17 protein-coding genes and 8 tRNA genes are annotated in these 21,102 nt (G+C 65.7%); 18 read left to right on the top strand and 7 right to left on the bottom strand.

The features are described from left to right. Positions 1–36: 36 nt before the first annotated feature. Both phoB and AC3DEZ_RS07905 read right to left on the bottom strand, forming a co-directional pair. The gene (gene phoB / locus AC3DEZ_RS07910) at positions 37–726 is read right to left on the bottom strand and encodes a phosphate regulon transcriptional regulator PhoB (protein WP_141456251.1); all 690 of its coding nucleotides are present in this window, start codon (positions 724–726) and stop codon (positions 37–39) included. Positions 727–842: 116 nt separating this feature from the next. Beyond that, positions 843–2,489 carry a M48 family metalloprotease gene (locus AC3DEZ_RS07905; RefSeq protein ID WP_447102750.1) on the bottom strand — a complete coding sequence of 549 codons (1,647 nt, stop codon included), beginning with the start codon at positions 2,487–2,489 and terminating at the stop codon, positions 843–845. Positions 2,490–2,701: 212 nt separating this feature from the next. Here AC3DEZ_RS07905 and grxC point away from each other — a divergent pair, with 212 nt between their 5' ends. From grxC to AC3DEZ_RS07885, 4 genes are all read left to right on the top strand, one after another. Further along, on the top strand, positions 2,702–2,986 hold the full coding sequence (grxC, locus tag AC3DEZ_RS07900) for a glutaredoxin 3 (protein WP_447102749.1): 285 nt from the start codon (positions 2,702–2,704) through the stop codon (positions 2,984–2,986). A gap of 59 nt (positions 2,987–3,045) precedes the next feature. Continuing rightward, complete coding sequence (locus AC3DEZ_RS07895; protein ID WP_488387947.1) at positions 3,046–3,381, top strand: carboxymuconolactone decarboxylase family protein; 336 nt, start codon at positions 3,046–3,048, stop codon at positions 3,379–3,381. A 195-nt stretch (positions 3,382–3,576) separates the two neighbouring features. Beyond that, positions 3,577–4,584: an isocitrate dehydrogenase gene (locus tag AC3DEZ_RS07890; RefSeq protein ID WP_141456255.1), complete on the top strand. Its 1,008-nt coding sequence runs from the start codon at positions 3,577–3,579 to the stop codon at positions 4,582–4,584. Between the two features lie 152 nt (positions 4,585–4,736). Then, a complete protein-coding gene (locus AC3DEZ_RS07885) occupies positions 4,737–6,062 on the top strand; it encodes a Na+/H+ antiporter NhaC family protein (RefSeq protein WP_488387709.1) in 1,326 nt (441 codons plus the stop codon). 45 nt (positions 6,063–6,107) lie between these two features. On the opposite strand, the gene AC3DEZ_RS07880 is transcribed toward AC3DEZ_RS07885, so the two are convergent. Next, a complete protein-coding gene (locus AC3DEZ_RS07880; protein WP_488387708.1) occupies positions 6,108–6,872 on the bottom strand; it encodes a Bax inhibitor-1/YccA family protein in 765 nt (254 codons plus the stop codon). 149 nt (positions 6,873–7,021) lie between these two features. On the opposite strand from AC3DEZ_RS07880, the gene AC3DEZ_RS07875 reads away from it, so the two are divergent. The 12 genes from AC3DEZ_RS07875 (at position 7,022) to AC3DEZ_RS07820 (ending at position 14,606) form a co-directional block, all read left to right on the top strand. After that, positions 7,022–7,098, top strand: a tRNA-Pro gene (locus AC3DEZ_RS07875). Positions 7,099–7,141: 43 nt separating this feature from the next. After that, positions 7,142–7,218 (top strand) — tRNA-Arg (locus tag AC3DEZ_RS07870). A gap of 43 nt (positions 7,219–7,261) precedes the next feature. Beyond that, positions 7,262–7,338, top strand: a tRNA-His gene (locus tag AC3DEZ_RS07865). A 75-nt stretch (positions 7,339–7,413) separates the two neighbouring features. Next, a tRNA-Lys gene (locus AC3DEZ_RS07860) sits at positions 7,414–7,489 on the top strand. Positions 7,490–7,576: 87 nt separating this feature from the next. Further along, positions 7,577–7,662: transfer RNA gene (locus AC3DEZ_RS07855), tRNA-Leu, on the top strand. Between the two features lie 228 nt (positions 7,663–7,890). Next, complete coding sequence (gene tig / locus AC3DEZ_RS07850; RefSeq protein WP_488387707.1) at positions 7,891–9,183, top strand: trigger factor; 1,293 nt, start codon at positions 7,891–7,893, stop codon at positions 9,181–9,183. Between the two features lie 94 nt (positions 9,184–9,277). After that, positions 9,278–9,904, top strand: a complete 627-nt coding sequence (gene clpP / locus AC3DEZ_RS07845) for an ATP-dependent Clp endopeptidase proteolytic subunit ClpP (protein ID WP_141456259.1) — start codon at positions 9,278–9,280, stop codon at positions 9,902–9,904. A gap of 126 nt (positions 9,905–10,030) precedes the next feature. Further along, complete coding sequence (gene clpX, locus AC3DEZ_RS07840) at positions 10,031–11,314, top strand: ATP-dependent Clp protease ATP-binding subunit ClpX (RefSeq protein WP_488387706.1); 1,284 nt, start codon at positions 10,031–10,033, stop codon at positions 11,312–11,314. A gap of 138 nt (positions 11,315–11,452) precedes the next feature. Continuing rightward, positions 11,453–13,897, top strand: a complete 2,445-nt coding sequence (lon, locus tag AC3DEZ_RS07835) for an endopeptidase La (RefSeq protein WP_488387705.1) — start codon at positions 11,453–11,455, stop codon at positions 13,895–13,897. A gap of 219 nt (positions 13,898–14,116) precedes the next feature. Further along, on the top strand, positions 14,117–14,389 hold the full coding sequence (locus AC3DEZ_RS07830) for an HU family DNA-binding protein (RefSeq protein ID WP_141456262.1): 273 nt from the start codon (positions 14,117–14,119) through the stop codon (positions 14,387–14,389). A 38-nt stretch (positions 14,390–14,427) separates the two neighbouring features. Beyond that, a tRNA-Val gene (locus AC3DEZ_RS07825) sits at positions 14,428–14,502 on the top strand. A 27-nt stretch (positions 14,503–14,529) separates the two neighbouring features. Then, positions 14,530–14,606, top strand: a tRNA-Asp gene (locus AC3DEZ_RS07820). Positions 14,607–14,781: 175 nt separating this feature from the next. Here AC3DEZ_RS07820 and AC3DEZ_RS07815 read toward each other — a convergent pair. Continuing rightward, positions 14,782–15,777: a WG repeat-containing protein gene (locus AC3DEZ_RS07815; protein WP_488387704.1), complete on the bottom strand. Its 996-nt coding sequence runs from the start codon at positions 15,775–15,777 to the stop codon at positions 14,782–14,784. 466 nt (positions 15,778–16,243) lie between these two features. Between AC3DEZ_RS07815 and AC3DEZ_RS07810 the strand changes: the two genes are divergently transcribed. Both AC3DEZ_RS07810 and AC3DEZ_RS07805 read left to right on the top strand, forming a co-directional pair. Next, positions 16,244–16,320 (top strand) — tRNA-Asp (locus tag AC3DEZ_RS07810). 155 nt (positions 16,321–16,475) lie between these two features. After that, entirely contained in the window at positions 16,476–18,452 is a 1,977-nt protein-coding gene (locus tag AC3DEZ_RS07805; protein WP_488387703.1) for a peptidyl-prolyl cis-trans isomerase, read from the top strand. Between the two features lie 54 nt (positions 18,453–18,506). Here the strand turns inward: AC3DEZ_RS07805 and AC3DEZ_RS07800 are convergent, their stop codons facing one another. The 3 genes from AC3DEZ_RS07800 to gloB form a co-directional block, all read right to left on the bottom strand. Continuing rightward, on the bottom strand, positions 18,507–18,656 hold the full coding sequence (locus tag AC3DEZ_RS07800) for a hypothetical protein (RefSeq protein WP_488387702.1): 150 nt from the start codon (positions 18,654–18,656) through the stop codon (positions 18,507–18,509). Between the two features lie 405 nt (positions 18,657–19,061). Continuing rightward, entirely contained in the window at positions 19,062–20,288 is a 1,227-nt protein-coding gene (locus tag AC3DEZ_RS07795; RefSeq protein ID WP_488387701.1) for a lytic transglycosylase domain-containing protein, read from the bottom strand. Then, positions 20,285–21,061, bottom strand: a complete 777-nt coding sequence (gene gloB / locus AC3DEZ_RS07790) for a hydroxyacylglutathione hydrolase (RefSeq protein ID WP_488387700.1) — start codon at positions 21,059–21,061, stop codon at positions 20,285–20,287. Before gloB ends, AC3DEZ_RS07795 begins: the two co-directional genes overlap by 4 nt. Positions 21,062–21,102: the final 41 nt, after the last annotated feature.

The raw sequence follows: 21,102 nt of genomic DNA, 5'->3' as shown, positions 1-21,102 counted from the left end.
CATCGAATCCCGGATCCCCACCGCCGAATCCCATGCTCAGACCGATGCCGAGAACCGGTAGCCCGAACCGCGCACGGTCTGCACCATGTTCTCCAGGCCGTGCGGTTCCAGGGTCTTGCGCAGGCGGCGGATGTGCACGTCCACCGTGCGCTCTTCTACATACACGCTGCCGCCCCAGACGTGGTCCAGCAGCTGCGTGCGCGAATACACCCGCTCGGGGTGGGTCATGAAGAAATGCAGCAGGCGGTATTCGGTCGGGCCAATCGGCACCGGCGTGTCGCCGGCGAACACCCGATGGGCCGCACCGTCGATGCGCAGCGGACCGATGCCGACGCTGCCGTCCTCGTCGTCTTCGCGCGAGCGGCGCATGACCGCGCGGATCCGGGCGAGCAGCTCGCGGGCCGAGAACGGCTTGACCACGTAGTCGTCGACTCCGGCTTCCAGCCCGCCGACCCGGTCGTTCTCCTCGCCGCGGGCGGTGAGCATGATGATCGGAACGTCGCGGGTCATCGCGTCCTTGCGCCAGCGCCGCGCCAGTTCCAGTCCGCTGGTGCCCGGCAGCATCCAGTCCAGCAGGATCAGGTCCGGGACCCGGTCGGCGATGGCGTTCTGGGCCTCGCGGGCGTCGCCCGCATGCACCGGCTCGTAATCACCCTTGCGCAGGGCAAAGGCGACCATGTCGCGGATGGCGGGCTCGTCGTCAACGATCAAGATGTGCTTCTGCACGCGTTTACCGTCGTCTGTGGGGTACGGCTCCAGTAGACGACAATTTTATGACGGAAACGTGACATGCCGCGCGCCCGTCATATGACAGCCGGGTCCGCCAAGGCGCCGGACGGGACCTAGCGCCGCTCGATATCCGGGTCGCGCACGCCCTGGCGGCGCAGTTCCAGCACCTGGGGGGTGATGACGGCGATGCGGGCGTCAATGCGGGCGCGGGCGTAATAATCCAGGTCGCTGCGCTTCTTGAGATTCTGCAACTGGATCAGGGCCTGCTCCGGCCGCCCGTTCAGGAACGCCGCCTCGGCGAACGCTTCGCCGGCGCGCACCGGATCGCCGGCCAGCTCGTTGGCCCGGCCGAACTCCCGCTGGAACACGGGGTCGTTGCCGGCCCGGGAAAGCAATGGCCGCAGGACCGCCTGGGCGTGCCGGCCGGCCTCGGCGCCGCCCTGTTCGTTCAGCACGCGGGCGAAGGTCAGGGCGACAGGACGGTTGTTCGGCATTTGCTGGAGCAGGCGGGCCAGCCGCTGGTTGGCGGCGGCGGTGCGGCCGCCCCGGGACTCGGCCTCGGCGATCGCCAGCTCCAGCCAAAGGTTGCCCGGATGCTCGGCCAGCAGCGGCGCCAGTTCGGACAGCGCCACATCCGGGCGGCCGGCGCCCAGGTGCGCCAGGGCCAGGCCGTAGCGCTGGGCGTCGGTCAGCGCCTTGCCGGTCTCGCGCCGGATGGTCTCGTAATCGCGGGCGGCGCTGTCGGCGGTGGTCGCGCTGAGTACCCGCAGGCGCTCGCGGGCCCAGTCGAAATCACCGGTGGGGCCACGGCTGAACAGATCGCCCGGCAGGCGCACCGATAGTGGCAGCAGCGGGTTGTCGCTGTCCTTTTCCGGCGGAACCACCCGCTTGGGATCGAACTGCTCGACCCGCTCGCCGCCTCCCGGCACCCGGGTGATCAGGGTCAGATTGTCCTTGCGCATCTGCTCGGCCCGCTGCTTGGCTTCGCTGATGCGGGTGGTGGTGACCGGGTGGGTCATCAGGTAGTCGGGATAGGCCTCGCGGCCGCTGCCGCGGTTGGCCCGGGTCGCCTGGGCCATGCGGGCGAAGAAACCGGCCATGGCGTCCACGTCGTAGCCCGCGCGCGACAGGGTGCGGATGCCGAGGCGGTCGGCTTCCGACTCGTTGGAGCGGGTGTAGTCGATCTGGCGCTGCTGCATCAGGCCCATGCCGCTGGCGACCGCGGCCATCGAGGCGTCGCCACTGGAATTGCCACCGGCGCTCTGCGCCAGCACGATCGCCCCCAGCATGCCGAGCAGGATCGGAATCTGATCGCGCTCGGCCCGCTCGACGCCGCGCAGCACGTGTTGCTGGGTGACGTGGGCGATTTCGTGCGACAGCACCGCCGCCACCTCGTCCTCGCGTTCGGCGGTCAGGATCAGGCCCGCGTTGGTGCCGATGTAGCCGCCCAGGGTCGCGAACGCATTGATCTGCCGATCCTTCATCAGGAAGAAGGTGTAGCTCTGGCGCGGCGAATCGCTTTCCGCGCCCAGCCGGGTGCCGACCTTCTGCAGCCACTCGTCCAGCAGCGGGTCTTCCAGCAGATAACCGTAGTTGCGCAGCTCGCGCAGCATCATCCCGCCGTACTCGGCCTGGCGTGCCGGGCTGAGCACCTCGCCGGCGGAGGACCCGATGTCCGGCAGGCGCACCTCCTGTCCCTGTGCCAGCGGAGCGGCCAGGAGCAGGGTGAGCACGGCGGTGGAGAGCGGCGAAAGGCGCAAACGGAACTCCGTTGTCGGACAATGGCGGCAGGCTTGCGAGCGGCAGGATGACGCTTTGCCGATGGCAACGAGTGAACATGCGGTTAACCGGACCCCGGGCCGCACTGTTCCACGCGGTCGGCTGGAAAGCGGTCGATCCGCGACCCATATTGCCCGTGGCCCCATCTTCAATGACCTGATTCGGACCACTTGGTTCCATCCCGGAGGATTCCTTGAGCGACACCGCAACCGATGGCCCGGCCATCACCCTGTACACGACCGCGATCTGTCCCTATTGCGTGGCCGCGAAGAATTTCCTGAAGAGCAAGGGCCGGAGCTGGAACGAAGTCCGCATCGACCTGGATCCGGTCGAGCGCGATCGCATGGTCGCGCGCGCGCGCCGCACCAGCGTGCCGCAGATTTTCGTCGGCGAGACCCATGTCGGTGGCTACGACGACATGATGGCCCTGCATCGCGCCGGCAAGCTGGAGCCGTTGCTGGCGGGAGAGGGCGCGTGAGCGGCGGTGACGTCGACGGCAAGGATCGGGTGCGCGAATTCACCGAGTTCCGCCAGCGCATGAACGAGCGCATCCTGGCCGAACCCAACCAGGTGGTCCGTCGTTTCTTCGCACTGGATACCCAGACCTACCAGCCCGGCGCGCTGGATCTGAAGACCAAGGAACTGCTGGGACTGGTGGCGTCGATGGTGCTGCGTTGCGACGACTGCATCAGCTATCACGTCGCCCAGTGCAAGGAGGCGGGGGTCAATCGCGACGAGTTCTTCGAGGCGTTTTCGGTGGGCCTGGTGGTCGGCGGCTCGATCGTGATCCCGCACCTGCGCCGGGCGGTCGATTTCCTTGACCAGCTGGAAAACGGCGGCACCGGGGCGCCGCAGGCGCACGACCACGGTTGAGGCGTCCATCCGGCGCTTTCCGCGGCGCCGGGCCCCCTCCCGGGGCGCCCGACCGGCCCCCCGTACCGCCTCTCCGACCATGGTCGATTTGGGACCGTACGGGGGGTTCAGGCATAATTGGCGGACTTGAAACCCCCTCGCGCCTGCATCCCGGCTCCCGGCCCGCATGGCGCCCCTGTTCGGAATCCCAAGCAAATGACCCAGACGATTACGGTCATCCGCGGCGACGGTATCGGCCCGGAGATCATGGACGCGACCCTGCACGTGCTCGAAGCCCTGAAAGTGGGCCTGAGCTACGAGGAAGCCGATGCCGGCATGGTCGCGCTGGAAAAGCACGGCGACCTGCTGCCGCAGGCGACCCTGGACTCGATCCGCAAGAACGGCGTTGCCCTGAAGAGCCCGCTGACCACGCCGGTGGGCGAGGGCTTCAGCTCGATCAACGTCGCCCTGCGCCGCCATTTCGACCTGTACGCGAATGTCCGCCCGGCCAAGTCGTTCCCCAACACCAAGTCGCGCTTCCCCTCCGGCGTGGATCTGATCACCGTCCGCGAGAACACCGAAGGCGCCTACATCGGTGAAGGCCAGTCCATTTCCGAGGACGGCGAAACCGCGCTGCTGACCCAGAAAATCACCCGCAAGGGTTCCGAACGCATCGTCCGCTACGCCTTCGACCTGGCCCGCAAGACCGGCCGCAAGAAGGTCACCGTGGTGCACAAGGCCAACATCCTGAAGACCACCTCGGGCCTGTTCCTGAAAGTCGCCCGCGAAGTGGCCGCGCAGTATCCGGACATCCAGTGCAACGAGATGATCGTGGACAACACCTGCATGCAGCTGGTGATGCGTCCGGAGCAGTTCGACATCATCGTCACCACCAACCTGTTCGGCGACATCATCTCCGACCTGTGCGCCGGCCTGGTCGGCGGCCTGGGCCTGGCCCCGGGCGCCAATATCGGCGTCGATGCGGCGATCTTCGAGGCCGTCCATGGCTCGGCGCCGGACATCGCCGGCAAGGGCATCGCCAACCCGTGCGCGCTGCTGCTGGGCGCGGCGCAGATGCTCGACCACCTGGGCCAGCCGGACAAGGCCGAGCGCCTGCGCGCGGCGATCATCGACACCCTGGAAGCCAAGGATTCGCTCACCCCGGATCTGGGCGGGGAGGGCACCACGATGTCCTTCGCCAAGGCGATCGCCAGCCGGGTCTGATTCCGCCGCTCGCCGGGATTTCACTGGCCGCAAACACGAAAACGGGACGTCCAGCGTCCCGTTTTTGTTTGCGTTCGTCCCACCCGCGGGGCTTGGACCGGGTCGTGGCAAGCCGGACAATCGCGGGTTTTCCGCACCCCGCCGCTCCCACGATGACCGTCCGCCCCAGCGCGCTCGCGCTGACGCCCCTGCTGCTGTTCCTGGCCCTGTTCTTCGGCGCCGGCCTCTATTACACGTCCCAGGGCGACGCCATGGGGTTCTATCAGCTGCATGCGCCGGTCGCGATTCTGCCGGCCATCGCGCTGGGGCTGTGGATTGCCAGCCGTTCCGGCGCCCGTGCGATGGACACGCTGCTGCACGGCATCGGCGACGCCAACATCATCCTGATGTGTCTGATCTTCCTGCTGGCGGGCGCGTTCGCCATGGTGACCAAGCAGATTGGCGCGGTCGACGCGGTGGTGGCGCTGGGCGTGGGAGCGCTGCCGGCGGCGCTGATCCTGCCGGGCCTGTTCCTGGTCGCGGGTTTTCTGTCGCTGGCCGTGGGCACATCGATGGGCACGATCGCCGCGGTCACGCCGATCGCGCTGGGCGTGTCGGATGCCGCCGGCATCGACCGCGCGCTGGTGGTCGGCGCGGTGATTGGCGGCGCGACGTTCGGCGACAACCTGTCGGTGATTTCCGATACCGCAATCGCGGCTGCCCGCACCCAGGGCTGCAGTGTGCGCGACAAATTCCGCGAGAACGCCAGAATCGCGCTGCCCGCCGCATTGCTGACGCTGCTGGTGCTTGCGCTGGTCGGCGATGCCTCGCCGGTGACCACCAGCGAAGGCACTTCACCCTGGCTGGTGCTGCCTTACCTGCTGGTGCTGGTGCTGGCGGTGATCGGGCTCGACGTACTGGTCGTCCTCAGCATCGGGTTGATCGCCGCGGGCTTGTTTGGTTTCTTCCTCGGCGACCAGGACTACACATTGGCCACCTTCACCGGCGACATCTATGCCGGTTTCGAGAGCGTGGTGGAAATCACCCTGCTGGCGCTGTTCATCGGCGGCCTGGGCGCGCTGATCAAGGCCAGCGGTGGCCTGGCCTGGCTGGCCGCGCAGATTTCCCGCATCGCCCGCGGCAACACCGGACGCAGGACCGGCGAATGGAGCATCGCGGCATTGGCGACGGTGACCGACATCTTCACCGCCAACAACACCGTGGCGATCCTGATCAGCGGTGGCGTGGCCCGCGATATCGCCGAACGCCACGATGTGCCCGCCGCGCGTGCGGCGAGTCTGCTGGACATCTTCGTGTGCAGCGTGCAGAGCCTGCTGCCCTACGGCGCGCAGATCCTGCTGGCCGCGTCGCTGGCCAGCCTGTCGCCGCTGGCCTTGATCGGCAAGGCCCACTACTGCTGGATGCTGGTCGGCATGACCATCCTCTTCATGGTCTGGCCCTCGCGCCGGCACCGCGAGGAGCCGTTCCGGCAGGCATGAAAAAAGGGCGCCATGGGCGCCCTTTTTGGGGTCGGTGATGCCGACTCAGTTGCGTGACTGCAGCTTGGACAGCAGGCGCAGGAACTCGATGTACAGCCAGATCAGGGTGACCATCAGGCCGAACGCCGCGTACCACTCCATGTACTTGGGCGCGTTCTGCTCCACGCCGGTCTCGATGAAGTCGAAATCCAGCACCAGGTTCAATGCCGCCACCACCACCACGAACAGACTGAAGGCGATGCCGATCAGGCCGGATTCGTGGATGAAGGGAATGTTGATGTTGAAGAAACCCAGCACGATGGTGGCCAGGTAGATCAGGGCGATGCCACCGGTGGCCGCGACCACGCCCAGCTTGAAGTTCTCGGTGGCCTTGATCCAGCCCGAGCGATACGCCATCAGCAGCGCGAACAGGGTGCCGAAGGTCAGCAGCACGGCCTGCAGCACGATGCCGTTGAACTTGACTTCGTACATCGCCGAGATGGCGCCCAGGAACAGGCCTTCGGCCAGCGCGTACAGCGGTGCGGTGACCGGCGCCCAGGTTTTCTTGAAGATGGTTACCATCGCCAGCACGAAGCCGCCGATGGCGCCGCCCAGGATGTACAGCATGGCGCCCGGCGCGAGCTCGCCGGCCGGGGTGAGGGCGGTGTTCCAGGTGTAGGTGGCGGTCAGCACGCACAGCAGGAGCAGGATGCCGGTCCGGTTGACCGTGCCGTTCAGCGTCATCGCGCCGGCGTCGCGCGATACCACCGCGCCGCTGCCCAGATCGAGGAAGGTGGACTCCTTAAGAGCCGGATTGCCGCTGCGTATCATGGTTCCCTCATGGTTGATTCGGACTTCTGTCCCCAAGCCCGGAGCATAGCCGATGCCGGCGACCGCACGCGGCGTTTGACAGAAAGCCGGCAGATTCCGACAATACATGGCCTTGTCGACGCTGCCTGGCGCCGACGCCGGGCCCTCGTCGGGGTATAGCGCAGTCTGGTAGCGCATCTGCTTTGGGAGCAGAGGGTCGGGGGTTCGAATCCCTCTACCCCGACCAGTCTGGTTCGTCCCGACCTCCGGGATGCGACAATCCGGTCCGGGCGCCCGTAGCTCAACCGGATAGAGCACCGGCCTTCTAAGCCGGCGGTTACAGGTTCGAGTCCTGTCGGGCGCGCCATCCGGCGCAAGCGGCGGACGAAGCGGTAGAAGAAGTTTCAGTGGTGGCTGTAGCTCAGTTGGTTAGAGTACTGGATTGTGATTCCAGATGTCGGGGGTTCGAGTCCCCTCAGCCACCCCACCAAGCAAGGCCTCCGCGCATGCGGGGGTTTGTAAGAAAATAAGGATGCGGTTACACTACGCGTCCGGTTTTTTGGGGCCGTTAGCTCAGTTGGTAGAGCAGTTGACTCTTAATCAATAGGTCCAAGGTTCGAATCCTTGACGGCCCACCAAACAAGACGCCCGACCGCAAGGTCGGGCGTTTTTCTTTCCGGCGGTGCCCCGGGGCCATCCTGGCTGGGTAGAATGCCGGCGCACCTGCGAAAGTGGCGGAATTGGTAGACGCACTGGATTTAGGTTCCAGCGGGTAACCCCCGTGAGGGTTCGAGTCCCTCCTTTCGCACCACGCCTTCCCGGGCCGCTCCGGGAACCGCAGGGGATTCCCGGCGTCTCGCGGCGGATTCCCCTGGATTCCCCGCATTTTCCATTCCCCCGGCGCCTGTGGTTGGCAGGCAAGCCCGGAATAGGCGAAACTATTCCGTTCCGCCGGTCGACACGTCACGTGTTCGCGGGCGACCCGAATTCATCAACATCTTGCCCGGGCATGGGACCCGGGCAGCAGGAGCCAGTGAGTATGCAAGTTTCGGTCGAATCGGTCGGCAATCTCGAACGCCGCATGACCTTCAGCCTGCCGGCTGAGCGTCTGGATACCCATATCGGTGGTCGCCTGCGCGAAATCGCGCGCACCGCCCGCATCAAGGGTTTCCGCCCCGGCAAGGTGCCCGCCAAGGTGATCGAGCAGCGCTTCGGCCAGCAGGTCCGTGCCGAGGCCCTGGACGGCCTGCTGCGCGAAACCTTCAACAACGCCGTGCGCGAGAACGAGCTGCAACTGGCCGGCAATCCGCGCATCGAGAAGAATGGCGAAGGCGAACTGGATTTCGTCGCCATGTTCGAAGTGGTGCCGGACTTCGGCGACATTGACGTCGCCAAGCTCAACGTCATCCGCCACACGGCCGAAGTGGCCGACGCCGACATCGACCAGATGGTCGAGAACCTGCGCCTGCAGCGTCGCACCTTCGAAGTGGTGCAGCGTGGCGCGAAGGAAGGCGATCGCGTCGAACTGGAGACCTGGTCGCAGGCCGGCGACGAGCGCCTGCCCGCAGAAGGCGCGGAAAAGGGCGCCACCCTGATCGGTTCGGGCGTGATGTTCGCGGACATCGAGAAGGGCCTGATCGGCTTGGCCGCCGGCGAGGAAAAGACCATCCAGGTGCAGTTCCCGGCTGACTGGCGTGTGCCGCAGCTGGCGGGTCGCCAGGTGGACGTGTACGTGAAGGTCACGGAAGTGGCCGAATCCGTGATGCCGGCGGTGGACAAGGACTTCATCCGCAGCTTCGGCGTGAAGGGCGGCGACGCCGAACAGTTCCGCCGCGACATCCGCAGCAACCTGGAGCGTGAGCTCAAGGGCGCCCTGATGGGCCGCCTGCGCCGGGAAGTCGGCGAGCAGCTGATCGCCGCCTGGTCGCACGTGGAAATGCCGCCGCGTCTGGTCGAGAACGAGGCCCGCGCCATGGTCCAGCAGACCGCCGAGCAGGCCGCCCGCAATGGCCAGCAGGTGCAGATTCCGCCGAATGCCCATGAAGGCTTCATGGACGCCGCCCGCAAGCGCGTTCTGGTCGGCCTGCTGGTGGGCGAGGTCGCCCGTCGCAACCAGCTCCGCCTGGATCCCAAGCGCCTGAACGAGACCCTGCGCCTGATCGCCTCGACCTACGAGGAGCCGGAGCAGGTCATTGAGTTGTACCGCAACGACCCCCAGTTGATGGGAGGACTGCAGTCCCGTGTGATGGAGGAGCAGGTGATCGACTGGATCGCCGAGCGCGCCGAGCATACGGAGCAGTCGCTGAGCTTCCAGGAAGCCATCCGGAACTAACGGCGGTTCGCCGGGGTCGATGAGGTCCCAGCCCGCCCCGGTCCGGCTATCCTAGGCCGGACCCCTCCACGACAATTTGGGCGCGAATAAGCCGATGAGCATTGAAACCAAAGCCTTGAACCTGGTGCCGATGGTGGTCGAACAGACCAGCCGCGGCGAGCGCGCCTACGATATCTACTCGCGCCTGCTCAAGGAACGCATGATCTTCCTGGTTGGCGGTGTGGACGACCAGGTGGCGAACGTGATCGTGGCGCAGATGCTGTTCCTCGAGGCCGAGAACCCCGAGAAGGACATCAGTCTGTACATCAACTCGCCCGGCGGCGTGGTCACGGCCGGCATGGCGATCTACGACACCATGCAGTACATCAAGCCGGACGTCAGCACCGTCTGCATCGGCCAGGCCGCCAGCATGGGCGCGCTGCTGCTCGCTGCCGGAGCCAAGGGCAAGCGTTACGCCCTGCCCAACTCGCGGGTGATGATCCACCAGCCGCTGGGCGGCTTCCAGGGCCAGGCCACGGACATCGACATCCATGCCCGTGAAATCCTGACCCTGCGTTCGCGTCTGAACCAGATCCTGGCCAAGCACACCGGCCAGGCACTGGAGACCATCGAGCGCGACACCGAGCGCGACAACTTCAAGAGCGCCGCCGACGCGCAGGCCTACGGCCTGGTCGACCAGGTGCTGGAACGCCGTCCTGAAGAGACCATCCAACCGGCGTGAACCCCGGGCGCGGGGCCTGTTTTCCGCGTCCACTACCCCCTCCGCGGACCCGGCTGCAAGGCCGGGGCCGTGTGCTATTCTCCGACCGAGTCCGCCTAGCGGGCAGGGTGACCGAGTAATCGAAGCATGAGCGAAGACCGTCAGGGCCGTACCGGCGACAGCAGCAAGATCCTGTATTGCTCGTTCTGCGGCAAAAGCCAGCATGAAGTCCGCAAGTTGATCGCGGGTCCCAGCGTGTTCATCTGCGATGAATGCGTGGAGCTGTGCAACGACATCATCCGCGAGGAACTCGAGGAAAAGGCGCAGTCCGCCCGCAGCCACCTGCCCAAGCCGCGCGAGATCCTGGAGGTCCTGGATCAGTACGTGATCGGCCAGCAGCGCGCCAAGCGCACCCTGGCCGTGGCCGTGTACAACCACTACAAGCGCATCGAGAGCCGCCAGAAGAACGACGAAGTCGAACTGGCCAAGTCGAACATCCTGCTGGCCGGTCCGACCGGATCCGGCAAGACCCTGCTGGCCGAAACCCTGGCCCGCCTGCTCAACGTGCCGTTCACCATCGCCGACGCCACCACGCTGACCGAAGCCGGTTACGTGGGCGAGGACGTGGAGAACATCATCCAGAAGCTGCTGCAGAAGTGCGATTACGACGTCGAGAAGGCGCAGCAGGGCATCGTCTACATCGATGAAATCGACAAGATTTCGCGCAAGAGCGAAAACCCGTCGATTACCCGCGACGTGTCCGGCGAGGGTGTGCAGCAGGCATTGCTGAAGCTGATCGAAGGCACCGTCGCCAGCGTGCCGCCGCAGGGCGGTCGCAAGCACCCGCAGCAGGAATTCCTGCAGGTCGACACCAAGAACATCCTGTTCATCTGCGGCGGCGCGTTCGCCGGCCTGGACAAGATCATCCAGCAGCGCTCCACCGAGGCCAGCGGCATTGGTTTCGGCGCCAAGGTCCGCAGCGCCGAGCGCAAGACCGAGACCGGCAAGCTGCTGTCCGAGGTCGAGCCGGAGGATCTGATCAAGTTCGGCCTGATTCCCGAGTTCGTCGGGCGCCTGCCGGTGGTCGCGACGCTGGAGGAACTGGATGAGGTCGCCCTGGTCAAGATCCTGACCGAACCCAAGAACGCCATCACCAAGCAGTTCAAGAAGCTGTTCGACATGGAAGGCGTGGAACTGGAATTCCGGGCGGACGCCCTTTCGGCGATCGCCCGCAAGGCACTCAAGCGGAAGACCGGCGCCCGCGGCCTGCGCACCATCGTCGAATCGGTCCTTCTGGACACCATGTACGACCTCCCGTCGCTGGAGAACGTGAGCAAGGTGGTGGTGGACGAATCGGTCATCGAGCACAAGTCCGAGCCGTATCTCATTTACCAGAATCCGCCGGCCCAGAAGGTCGCCGCCGCGGAGTGAAGCGGGGTCGGCCATTTGGCCCAAGCTTTTGATTCAAATGACATTTCAAGGTTGCACTTGCATCCTCCTGCCAATGGCCCCATAACGGGGCCATTGGCTTTTTCAGCCCCCGTAATTCCGTAATCCGCTGGAGCCCCCATGCCCCGCCGTACCCCCACCGAAGTCCTCGACCTGCCGGTCCTGCCGCTGCGCGACGTAGTGGTGTTCCCGCACATGGTCATCCCCTTGTTCGTCGGCCGCGACAAGTCCATGCGCGCGCTGGAGCAGGCCATGGAAGCGGACAAGCGCATCCTGCTGCTCGCCCAGAAATCGGCCGAAACCGACGACCCGGTCGCCGCCGACCTCTACAGCATCGGCACTCTGGCCCAGGTCCTGCAGTTGCTGAAGCTCCCCGACGGCACCATCAAGGTGCTGGTCGAAGGCGTTTCGCGCGTGAAGGTGTCCAACGTCGTCGAGCGCGACGGTTCGCTGTATGGCGAAGGCGAGGAAATCGAGTCCACCGAAGGCCGCGAGCCACGTGAGATCGAGGCCGTGGCGCGCTCGCTGATGGGGCTGTTCGAACAGTACGTCAAGACCAATCGCAAGCTGCCGCCGGAGCTGTTGCAGACGCTGGCCGGCATCGATGAGCCCGGTCGGCTGGCCGACACCATCGCCGCCCATCTGGGCGTGCGGCTGAGTGACAAGCAGCGGCTGCTGGAAACCATCGGCATCGGCGAGCGGCTGGAACTGCTGGTCGGTTTCGTCGACGGTGAGATCGATGTGCAGCAGCTGGAAAAGCGCATCCGCGGCCGGGTCAAGTCGCAGATGGAGAAGAGCCAGCGCGAGTACTATCTCAACGAGCAGATGAAGGCCATCCAGAAGGAACTGGGCGAGCTGGACGACGCGCCGAACGAGCAGGAAGAGCTGGCCCGCAAGATCGCCGAAGCCGGCATGCCGAAGGCCGTCGAGACCAAGGCCAAGAACGAACTCAACAAGCTCAAGCAGATGTCGCCGATGTCCGCCGAGGCGGCGGTCGTGCGCAACTACCTGGATTGGCTGCTGGGCGTGCCCTGGAAGAAGCGCAGCAAGGTTCGCAAGGATCTGAAGGTCGCGCAGGAAACGCTGGACGCCGATCACTACGGCCTCGACAAGGTGAAGGAACGCATCCTCGAGTACCTCGCCGTGCAGTCGCGCGTGCAGAAGATGCGTGGACCGATTCTCTGCCTGGTCGGACCGCCGGGCGTGGGCAAGACCTCGCTGGGCCAGTCGATCGCCAAGGCGACCAACCGCAAGTTCGTGCGCATGTCGCTGGGCGGCGTGCGCGACGAGGCGGAGATCCGTGGCCACCGCCGTACCTACGTCGGTTCGATGCCGGGCCGCATCGTGCAGAACCTCAACAAGACCGGCAGCAAGAACCCGCTGTTCGTGCTGGACGAAATCGACAAGATGTCGATGGACTTCCGCGGCGATCCGTCATCGGCGCTGCTGGAAGTGCTGGATCCGGAGCAGAACAGCGCCTTCAACGATCATTATCTGGAAGTGGATCTGGATCTGTCCGAAGTGATGTTCGTGGCGACGTCCAACTCGCTCAACATCCCCGGTCCGCTGCTGGACCGCATGGAAGTGATCCGCATTCCGGGTTACACCGAGGACGAGAAGCTCAACATCGCCCTGCGCTACCTGCTGCCCAAGCAGATCAAGGCCAATGGCCTGAAGCCGGAAGAACTGACGATCGCCGCGGACGCCATCCGCGACCTCGTGCGCTACTACACACGTGAATCCGGCGTGCGAAACCTGGAGCGCGAAATCGCCAAGATCTGCCGCAAGGTGGTCAAGGAGATCGCGCTGGCCGGTCCGCAGGTGGCCAAGAAAAAGAAGAAGGGCGCGCTGGTGCAGGTCAGCTCGAAGAACCTGGACAAGTATTCCGGCGTGCGCCGCTTTGACTTCGGCCGTGCCGAGGAACAGAACGAAATCGGTCTGGTGACCGGCCTGGCCTGGACCGAGGTGGGCGGCGACCTGCTGCAGATCGAAGTCGCGCTGGTGCCGGGCAAGGGCCTGCTGACCCTGACCGGCCAGTTGGGCGACGTGATGAAGGAATCCGCGGCCGCGGCGATGTCGGTGGTGCGCGCGCGCGCCACCGCGCTGGGTATCGACGCGGAGTACCTGCAGAAGCACGACGTGCATCTGCACGTGCCCGACGGTGCGACGCCGAAGGATGGTCCGAGCGCGGGCGCCGCGATGGTGACCGCATTGGTCTCTACGCTGACCCGTACGCCGGTGCGCGCCGACGTGGCGATGACCGGTGAAATCACCCTGCGCGGACGCGTGTCCGCGATCGGCGGCCTGAAGGAGAAACTGCTGGCAGCGCTGCGTGGTGGCATCACCACGGTGATCATTCCGGAAGAGAACCGCAAGGATCTTGCAGACATTCCCGCCAACGTCACCCAGGGGATGAAGATCGTTCCGGTGCGCTGGATCGACGAGGTACTTGATCTGGCGCTGGAACGGCCGCTGGCGCCCACCGCGACGCCGGCGGAGGGGGGCAAGGCACGACGGGTGCCAACTCGCCGCAAGACGCCCGTACAGCCCGACGTGAAGCACTGAAACGCAGCTGACGCGCAAGTTAAAAAAGCCGCAAAACCCGCGCCATTATTGGGTTTTCGGCTTGCGTGCCTGTATACCCACTGGTATAACGGCGTCACCCGTGAGCGTGGCGGGCAATGTGCTCCCACGTTCGTGGAAGACGATCGGAAGCGCCGCGACCACAGGTCCGGCGCATTCCGGTTACACATTCCGCGGTTGTTCCGCAAAAGGAGTTTTTACATGAACAAAACCGAATTGGTTGATGCCGTCGCCGACGAAGCCGAAATGTCCAAGGCTGAAGCTGGACGCGCCGTCGACGCCGTGATTTCCAGCATCACCAAGGCCCTGAAGAAGGGCGACAGCGTGACCCTCGTGGGCTTCGGTACCTTCCAGGTGCGCAAGCGTGCCGCCCGTACCGGCCGCAACCCGAAGACCGGCGACACCATCAAGATCAAGGCTTCCAAGAATCCCGCCTTCAAGGCTGGCAAAGCCCTGAAGGATGCCGTAAACTAATCGGCTCGCTGCTGCCGAGTGAGTCCGATCGGTCGAACGGGTGCTTAGCTCAGCGGTAGAGCGTCGCCCTTACAAGGCGAGGGTCGGGGGTTCGAGCCCCTCAGCACCCACCAAACCGGATCAATGGTTTCAGTTTCCGCGGAGTGGTAGTTCAGTCGGTTAGAATGCTGGCCTGTCACGCCGGAGGTCGCGGGTTCGAGTCCCGTCCACTCCGCCACGAACATGAAAAACCCCCGAGAAATCGGGGGTTTTTTGTTGCCCGCAGTGCTGGGGCTTTTTGTCGATGCGCCGGTTTCGATCCACCGGAGCGATGCGGATGGCGCGGAACGGCCGCGTCGCTCATCAAGCCGCCGGCCTCCGGCGCCGTGGATGCGTCTTCATCTGAAACTCCGTCAGTCAGACGGGGATGATGCGCGGTACTCGCGCCCCCGCAAATCGACGTAGAACTCACGACCGCCAGCACGCACACGCGCGAGCCCGTCGCGGAACCTGAACTCGCCGTCATAGCGGAAAGGGATGACCAGTTGTCCGCGCGTATCGAGGGCTCCCCATTGCTTTTGCTCGTTGCTGGCCGCGATCAGACTTTCTCCCCAATTCGAAACATCGCCCAGACCACAATGGAGTTCCGCCCCCGCTCGATCGAGGAGGCATCGAGTGCCGTCGTCGCGCCGGACAACCAGTAGACGGGGAGAGAGATCAGGAGAGGTGTATCCCAGGTATTCGAAGCTTGGCCGATCCGCGCTCACGATCTCCACATTGCGCGCCGCATCCAGGATGCCCCAGCCTCCCGCGCGGTGAACCACGAAAAGGCCGTCATCCTGATATCGCAGGTCGTCATAGATGCCGAACGGGACGATTTGCCGGCCATCGGCATTGAACACGCCGGTGCTTTCGCCGGCCGCGGCCTGCACAACACGGAGTTGCCGGGAATCCGACGACTGCTCGCGGACGCGCTTGGATGCCACGTCATGGCGATCCGGATAGTCGCCGCCACAGGATCGTGCATGGCCGTCCGGAGAGATGAGATAACACTTCCGGCTTTCCGGGGAATGAAAAGGATTCAGATCGATGAATCCACTCCGGGTCGACGGTTTGACGATGGCGGCCCGGGCCTCGCCGTCTCTGAACGGATGGGCTTCGGTGAACCGGGGACGCATGATCCAACGTCCCCGGAGATCGATATAGCCCCATTTTCCCTTCGACTTCACTGCGGCCCGGCCTTCGGAAAACGGCTGCGCATCCTCGAAGGTTTTTACGAACGGCGTCTGCCCGTGGCCATCGATAAAACCGAACCGCCCATCGGCATGGAGGTAGGGGATCAAGGAAGTCGCGGCGTTCACCACATGTCCGGTCCTGGCGCCGTCGACGGGATAGCCGAAGACGAGCATCGGGATGGGCAGGAGTAGCCAGGTGAGCAGTCGAAGCAGGCGAGATGTTTTGACACAACGCATTTGCAGCGCGATCCATTTGCAGCGTGATCAGGGGTTGATTCTATCGGGATGATTCCAGGAGGCATTTGCGTTGTTCACGCTCAGGAGGACTGATGAGCGTTGGTTCTACCCGGGGAGCGCGAAGGATTCCGCGATCGCCTGCCGGATGGCGGGGGCAGCGTTCCGTCGTGATGGCTGAATCCGGGAGGGGAACCGGTGACGACCGGAATCCCGGGAGGGAAGAGTGTTTCGCGAGCAGACCAAGGGGATGACGGGATGTCCCATGTTTCCGTGGACGCCGGCAGCCGCGAGCCGAGGCGGCTGCCCCTTGGTTCGAAGCCGTCACGGGGCATCAAACCTGAAAAATCTGTTCGGCCGGTCTAGCGCAATTCCCGGAACCCCCGTACACTATCTGTCTCAGCGCGGAGTGGTAGTTCAGTCGGTTAGAATGCTGGCCTGTCACGCCGGAGGTCGCGGGTTCGAGTCCCGTCCACTCCGCCATTTATCCCGGAAAGCCCGCGAAAGCGGGCTTTCTGCTTTTCCGGGGACCAGCGGTCCGGCATAGATGAACGGGCGTGGCCAATCCGGAGGGATGGAGGCGGACCTCCCCGAAGCACGGTAAACTGCTTGGCTAACCGAAATCGAGCCACGCATCGATGCTGCAAAAACTCCGCGATAAGACATCCGGGTGGATCGCCACCCTCATCCTGGGCCTGCTGATCATCCCGTTCGCCTTCGTTGGCGTGAACGAGTACATGACCGGTGGCACGGCCAACGATGTCGCGACCGTCGAGGCGCCGCCCACCTGGTGGCAATCCGCGCCGCACTGGTGGCCGATGTCCAGGCTCTGGCAGCGCAAGGAAATCACCATCGACGAGTTCCGCAACACCTTCGAGACGGCGCGGCAGCAGCAGCGTCAGGCGTTGGGCGAGAACTTCGATGCGCGCGCGTTCGAGACCAAGGAAAACAAGCTCAAGATCCTCGAGCAGCTGATCAACCAGCGCGTGCTGGCATTGGCTTCCGAGCGTGCCGGAGTGGTGATCGGTGATGCCGCCGTGAACCAGGCGATTGCCGCCGAACCGGCGTTCCAGGTCGACGGCAAGTTCAACGCCGAGCGCTACCAGTTGGTGCTGGCCTCGCAGGTGCCGGCCATCCAGCCGCTGAAGTTCCAGGAGCAGGAACGCGAGCGACTGAAGATGATGGTGATGCCCGAAGGCATCGGCATGTCCGACTTCGCCACCCAGGGCGAGCTGGACCGCCTGTTCAAGCTGCTGGCGCAGACCCGCGACGTGGGTCTGGCGCTGGTGCCGCCGGCCGCGCCGGATACCGCGCCGGTGACCGATGCGGACATCCAGAAGTGGTACGACGGCCACAAGGCCAGCTATCGCCAGCCGGAGACGGTGTCGCTGGAGTACGTGGAGGTCAATGGCGCCAACCTGCCGGGGACCGCGGCGCCGGACGAGGCGACCCTGCGCAAGCGCTACGAAGCCGAAAAGAACCGTTTCGTGTCGCCCGAGCAGCGCGTGGTGTCGCACATCCTGATTTCCGCTCCCGCCGGTGCCGACGCCGCCACCCTCAAGAAGGCCGAGGACAAGGCCGCCGCGCTGGCCGCGCAGGCCAGGCAGGGAGCGGATTTCGCCGCCTTGGCCAAGGCCAATTCCGAGGACCCGGGTTCCAAGGACACCGGCGGCCTGCTGCCGGCGTTCGCGCGCGACGGCTCGATGGTCAAGCCGTTCGAGGATGCCGCGTTCGCGATGCAGTCCGGCGAGATCCGGGGACCGGTGAAGACCGACTTCGGCTATCACGTGCTCAAGCTGGGCGAGATCAAGCCGGGCCATGGCAAGAGCTTCGAGGAAGTGCGCGACGAGCTGGCCCGCGAACAGGCATCCGCCGATTCCGAGCGCGCCTACAACGAGCTGGCCGGCAAGCTGGTCAACGAGGTGCTGAAGAACCCGACCGCGCTGGAGCCCGCCGCCAAGGCCGTGGGGCTGCCGGTGCAGAAGGCGGGCCCGTTCTCCCGCGCCACCGCCGGCGGCATCACCGCCAATCCGGCGGTGCTGCGCAGCGCGTTCTCCGATACCTTGGTCCAGGACGGCACGGTCAGCGATCCCATCGAGATCGCCCCCAGCCACAGTGTGGTGATCCGGGTGACCGGACATACGCCCGAGCAGCCGCAGCCGCTGGCGCAGGTGCGTGATGCGGTGATTGCCGCGATCCGCGCCGACCGCCAGGAAAAGGCGACCGCCGCGACCGCCGACGCGATCCTGGCGCGCATCGGAAAGGGCGAGACGCTGCAGGCCATCGCCACCGCCGACAAGCTGCAGTTCAACGAAATGCCGGGCATGCCGCGCGGCATGCCCGTCCCGACCGCCGAGGGCAACGAGGCGATCTTCGCGGTGCCTCGCCCGGCCGCGGGCAAGGCTTCGGCGGGCAAGGTGGCGCTGGGCGGCGGCGCGTTCGCGGTGTTCGCGGTCACCAAGGTCACCGATGGCGAGGCCAGCAAGGTACCAGCCGAGCAGCGCGACGGCATGAAGCAGCAGCTGATGCAGCTGGGCGGTGGCGTTGCCACCCAGGCGTTCATCGAATCCATGCGCAAGCAGTACAAGGTCACGGTGATGGAAGATCGCCTGTAAGGCGTTCGACCCACACGTTGTCTGAAAAAAGCCCGGCATTGGCCGGGCTTTTTTTCATGCGCGCAGCGGGCGCCGCATGACGTTGGCTCGCGGGGGCATGCCGGCCAGTTGCAGGACCCGCGTGGGCGTCAGTTGTTCGAAGCCCTTTTTTTCGTAGGCCGGAACCAGCGCGTCAGAGCACTCCAGATAGAGGTGAGCCGCCATGTTCCCTGCGACCGGAATGGATGGAAGCACGGCGAGCGTCGCGTGCACCAGACGGTGTTCGACGCCCGGCGTTGATGAGCCTGGCTGGACCGCCAGGCATCCCAGGCAGGGACGAAGAAGCCGCTGCCACAGTGCACGGCCGTGCGGGTCCGGCGGGAACACCAGAACGGGGATAGCCGACGACTACCCGGTCCGACACGGCCACGTGGTTCAGGACGAAGTTTGCGTCCCGGCCCAGATTGTCCACGTAGCGGTATGGCTCATCGGGCAGGGCCCGGTCCAGCAGAAGGGCGATGTCGAAATGGTCCTGCTGACCGGCGCGACGCACCTCGAGTAGGGCCTGTTACCCCGGCACGGGGTCGTTTTCGCTGGATGGCCGCGCGTCCATGCAGCGTCCGACACCTGTCAGGGGTTCTTCTCATCCAGGGCCAGGACCATGCCTGGCCGCAGCACCGAATCGGATTTCAGGCCGTTGCGCGACAGCAATTGCTGGGGTTTCAGACCGTAGCGGCGGGCGATGGTCCAGACGGATTCGCCGCTGCGGACGGTGTGCGAACGACGGGCGGCCGCGGCCACGCGGGGCGTGGTCGCGGCGACCGTGGCGGCGCCGATTCCGCTGTCCATGGCGGAATCCTCGTCCGCGGGAACCGGGGCAGTGACCACCAGCAGGGACATCGGGGAGCCGGAGCCCGCGTCGATCGGCGTGGGCGCGAGTATCCGGACGGGTTTCTCCAGCCTGGGGATTCCCTGGCCCAGTCCGGGGTTGAGACGTTTGAGCAGCAGACTGTCGTGGCCGTTGGCGTTCGCCCAGCGCTCCAGGTTGATCGCGTCGCGGGGCAGGGCATGCGCGGCCAGACGGGGGACCGGACGGTCCAGCCGCTTCAGCCATTCACCGCGGTCGTCGGCCTGTTCGAAGATGCAGGCAAGCGCATGCAGCTTCTCCACGTAGGCGTAGGTGATGCTGGACAGGCCGGGCAGTTCGGCGGGGCGCGCGTTCTGCGCATTCATGCCCGCGCGCCGCATCGATTGCAGCACGCGGTACTCGCCCGCGTTGTAGGCCATCACCGCCAGCCGCCAGTCGCCGCCGAACATGCCGTGCAGGGTCTTGAGATAGCGCACCGCCGCCTGGGTCGAATCCACCGGCGAAAGCCGGCCGTCGTAGCCCGCGCGTACCGGCACGCCGTGGTTGCGCGCGGTCACCCCGATGAACTGCCACAGGCCGGCGGGGCCGCTGCTGTTGCGGGCACCGGGCTTGTAGCCGCTTTCGACGAACGGGATGAGGGCGAATTCGGTGGGCAGGTGCGCTTCACGCAATGCATCCACGACGTAGCCGAACAACGGCAGCACGTCGTCGGACTTCACCAGCTGGCCGGGCGCGTGGGCGAACTGCTTTTTCCAGCGCGGTCCGGTAGCGGCCGCATCGCACTGCGGTTCCGCCAGTCCGGCGCGGAAGCGCTGGTAGATCTCCAGCCCGCTTTCCCGCTGGCTGGGCGGCACGCTGACCAGTTCGATGGGCGGCTGCGCCGGCGGACGCGCGCTGGCGGGGGATGCGTGCACCAGCCCCACCGCCAGGCTGCAGGCCAATGCCAGCAAACCCGCGCCCCGGCCGCGTTGCGGGCGGCATCGGTTCATGCGCGGAACTGGTCCTTCCAGCGCCGCAGTTCGGCGAAGGTTTCGACCCGGTCGACCGGTGCGCGGCCCAGCCGATGGGTGACGGCCGCGCGTACGGCATCGCTGTCCACACGCAGGAACGGGTTGGTGGCGGCTTCCTGGGCCAAGGTCGACGGCAGGGTCGGGCGGCCGGCTTGGCGCATGGCGTGGACTTCCTCGGTTCGGCGACGCAGAGCGTCGTTGGCGGGGTCCACCGTGCGGGCGAACGCGGCGTTGGCCAGCGTGTACTCATGGCCGCAACAGACCGCGGTGGGGCCGGGCAGGGCGGCCAGGCGGTCCAGCGACGCCAGCATCCGGGACGGCGTACCTTCGAACATCCGCCCACAGCCCAGGCTGAACAAGGTATCTCCGCAGAACAGGTGGGCCTGGTCCTGGCCGCCCCCCAGATAGGCGATATGGCTGCGGGTATGGCCGGGAACCGCCAGCACTTCCAGATTCCAGTTCTTCAGCGCCAGCCGATCGCCGTCGCCTACCCGGTCGCAGGCAATGGCGATGCGGTCGTCCTCCGGCGCGTATACCGGCAGGGTCGGCCAGCGGGCGCGCAGGGCGGCCACGCCGCCGATGTGGTCGTTGTGGTGATGGGTCAACAGGACCGCGGCCGGCCACAGCCCCTGGCCGGCCGCGGCCAGCACCGGCGCGGCGTCGCCCGGATCCACGATGAGCGCGTCGCCGTCGTCGTCGGCCAGCGCCCAGATGTAGTTGTCGTCGAAGGCGGTCAGGGCGGTCAGGCGCATGGGCGATGATGGGTTGGGAGGGACGCTGGCGGGGTCGTCCA

Source organism: Pseudoxanthomonas sp. 134C1 (assembly GCF_057773065.1).
The sequence above is the reverse complement of the archived record's forward strand: the minus strand, read 5'-3'. Positions and strand labels throughout refer to the sequence as shown.

Excerpts from the sequence above, each read along its gene's own strand:
- lon (WP_488387705.1), top strand. The coding sequence starts at position 11,453 with ATGCCCCGCCGTACCCCCACCGAAGTCCTCGACCTGCCGGTCCTGCCG.
- AC3DEZ_RS07815 (WP_488387704.1), bottom strand. The coding sequence starts at position 15,777 with ATGCTCGTCTTCGGCTATCCCGTCGACGGCGCCAGGACCGGACATGTG.
- clpP (WP_141456259.1), top strand. The coding sequence starts at position 9,278 with ATGAGCATTGAAACCAAAGCCTTGAACCTGGTGCCGATGGTGGTCGAA.
- AC3DEZ_RS07805 (WP_488387703.1), top strand. The coding sequence starts at position 16,476 with ATGCTGCAAAAACTCCGCGATAAGACATCCGGGTGGATCGCCACCCTC.
- AC3DEZ_RS07890 (WP_141456255.1), top strand. The coding sequence starts at position 3,577 with ATGACCCAGACGATTACGGTCATCCGCGGCGACGGTATCGGCCCGGAG.
- AC3DEZ_RS07880 (WP_488387708.1), bottom strand. The coding sequence starts at position 6,872 with ATGATACGCAGCGGCAATCCGGCTCTTAAGGAGTCCACCTTCCTCGAT.
- AC3DEZ_RS07800 (WP_488387702.1), bottom strand. The coding sequence starts at position 18,656 with ATGGCGGCTCACCTCTATCTGGAGTGCTCTGACGCGCTGGTTCCGGCC.
- AC3DEZ_RS07830 (WP_141456262.1), top strand. The coding sequence starts at position 14,117 with ATGAACAAAACCGAATTGGTTGATGCCGTCGCCGACGAAGCCGAAATG.
- AC3DEZ_RS07895 (WP_488387947.1), top strand. The coding sequence starts at position 3,046 with ATGAACGAGCGCATCCTGGCCGAACCCAACCAGGTGGTCCGTCGTTTC.
- clpX (WP_488387706.1), top strand. The coding sequence starts at position 10,031 with ATGAGCGAAGACCGTCAGGGCCGTACCGGCGACAGCAGCAAGATCCTG.
- AC3DEZ_RS07795 (WP_488387701.1), bottom strand. The coding sequence starts at position 20,288 with ATGAACCGATGCCGCCCGCAACGCGGCCGGGGCGCGGGTTTGCTGGCA.
- tig (WP_488387707.1), top strand. The coding sequence starts at position 7,891 with ATGCAAGTTTCGGTCGAATCGGTCGGCAATCTCGAACGCCGCATGACC.
- AC3DEZ_RS07885 (WP_488387709.1), top strand. The coding sequence starts at position 4,737 with ATGACCGTCCGCCCCAGCGCGCTCGCGCTGACGCCCCTGCTGCTGTTC.
- gloB (WP_488387700.1), bottom strand. The coding sequence starts at position 21,061 with ATGCGCCTGACCGCCCTGACCGCCTTCGACGACAACTACATCTGGGCG.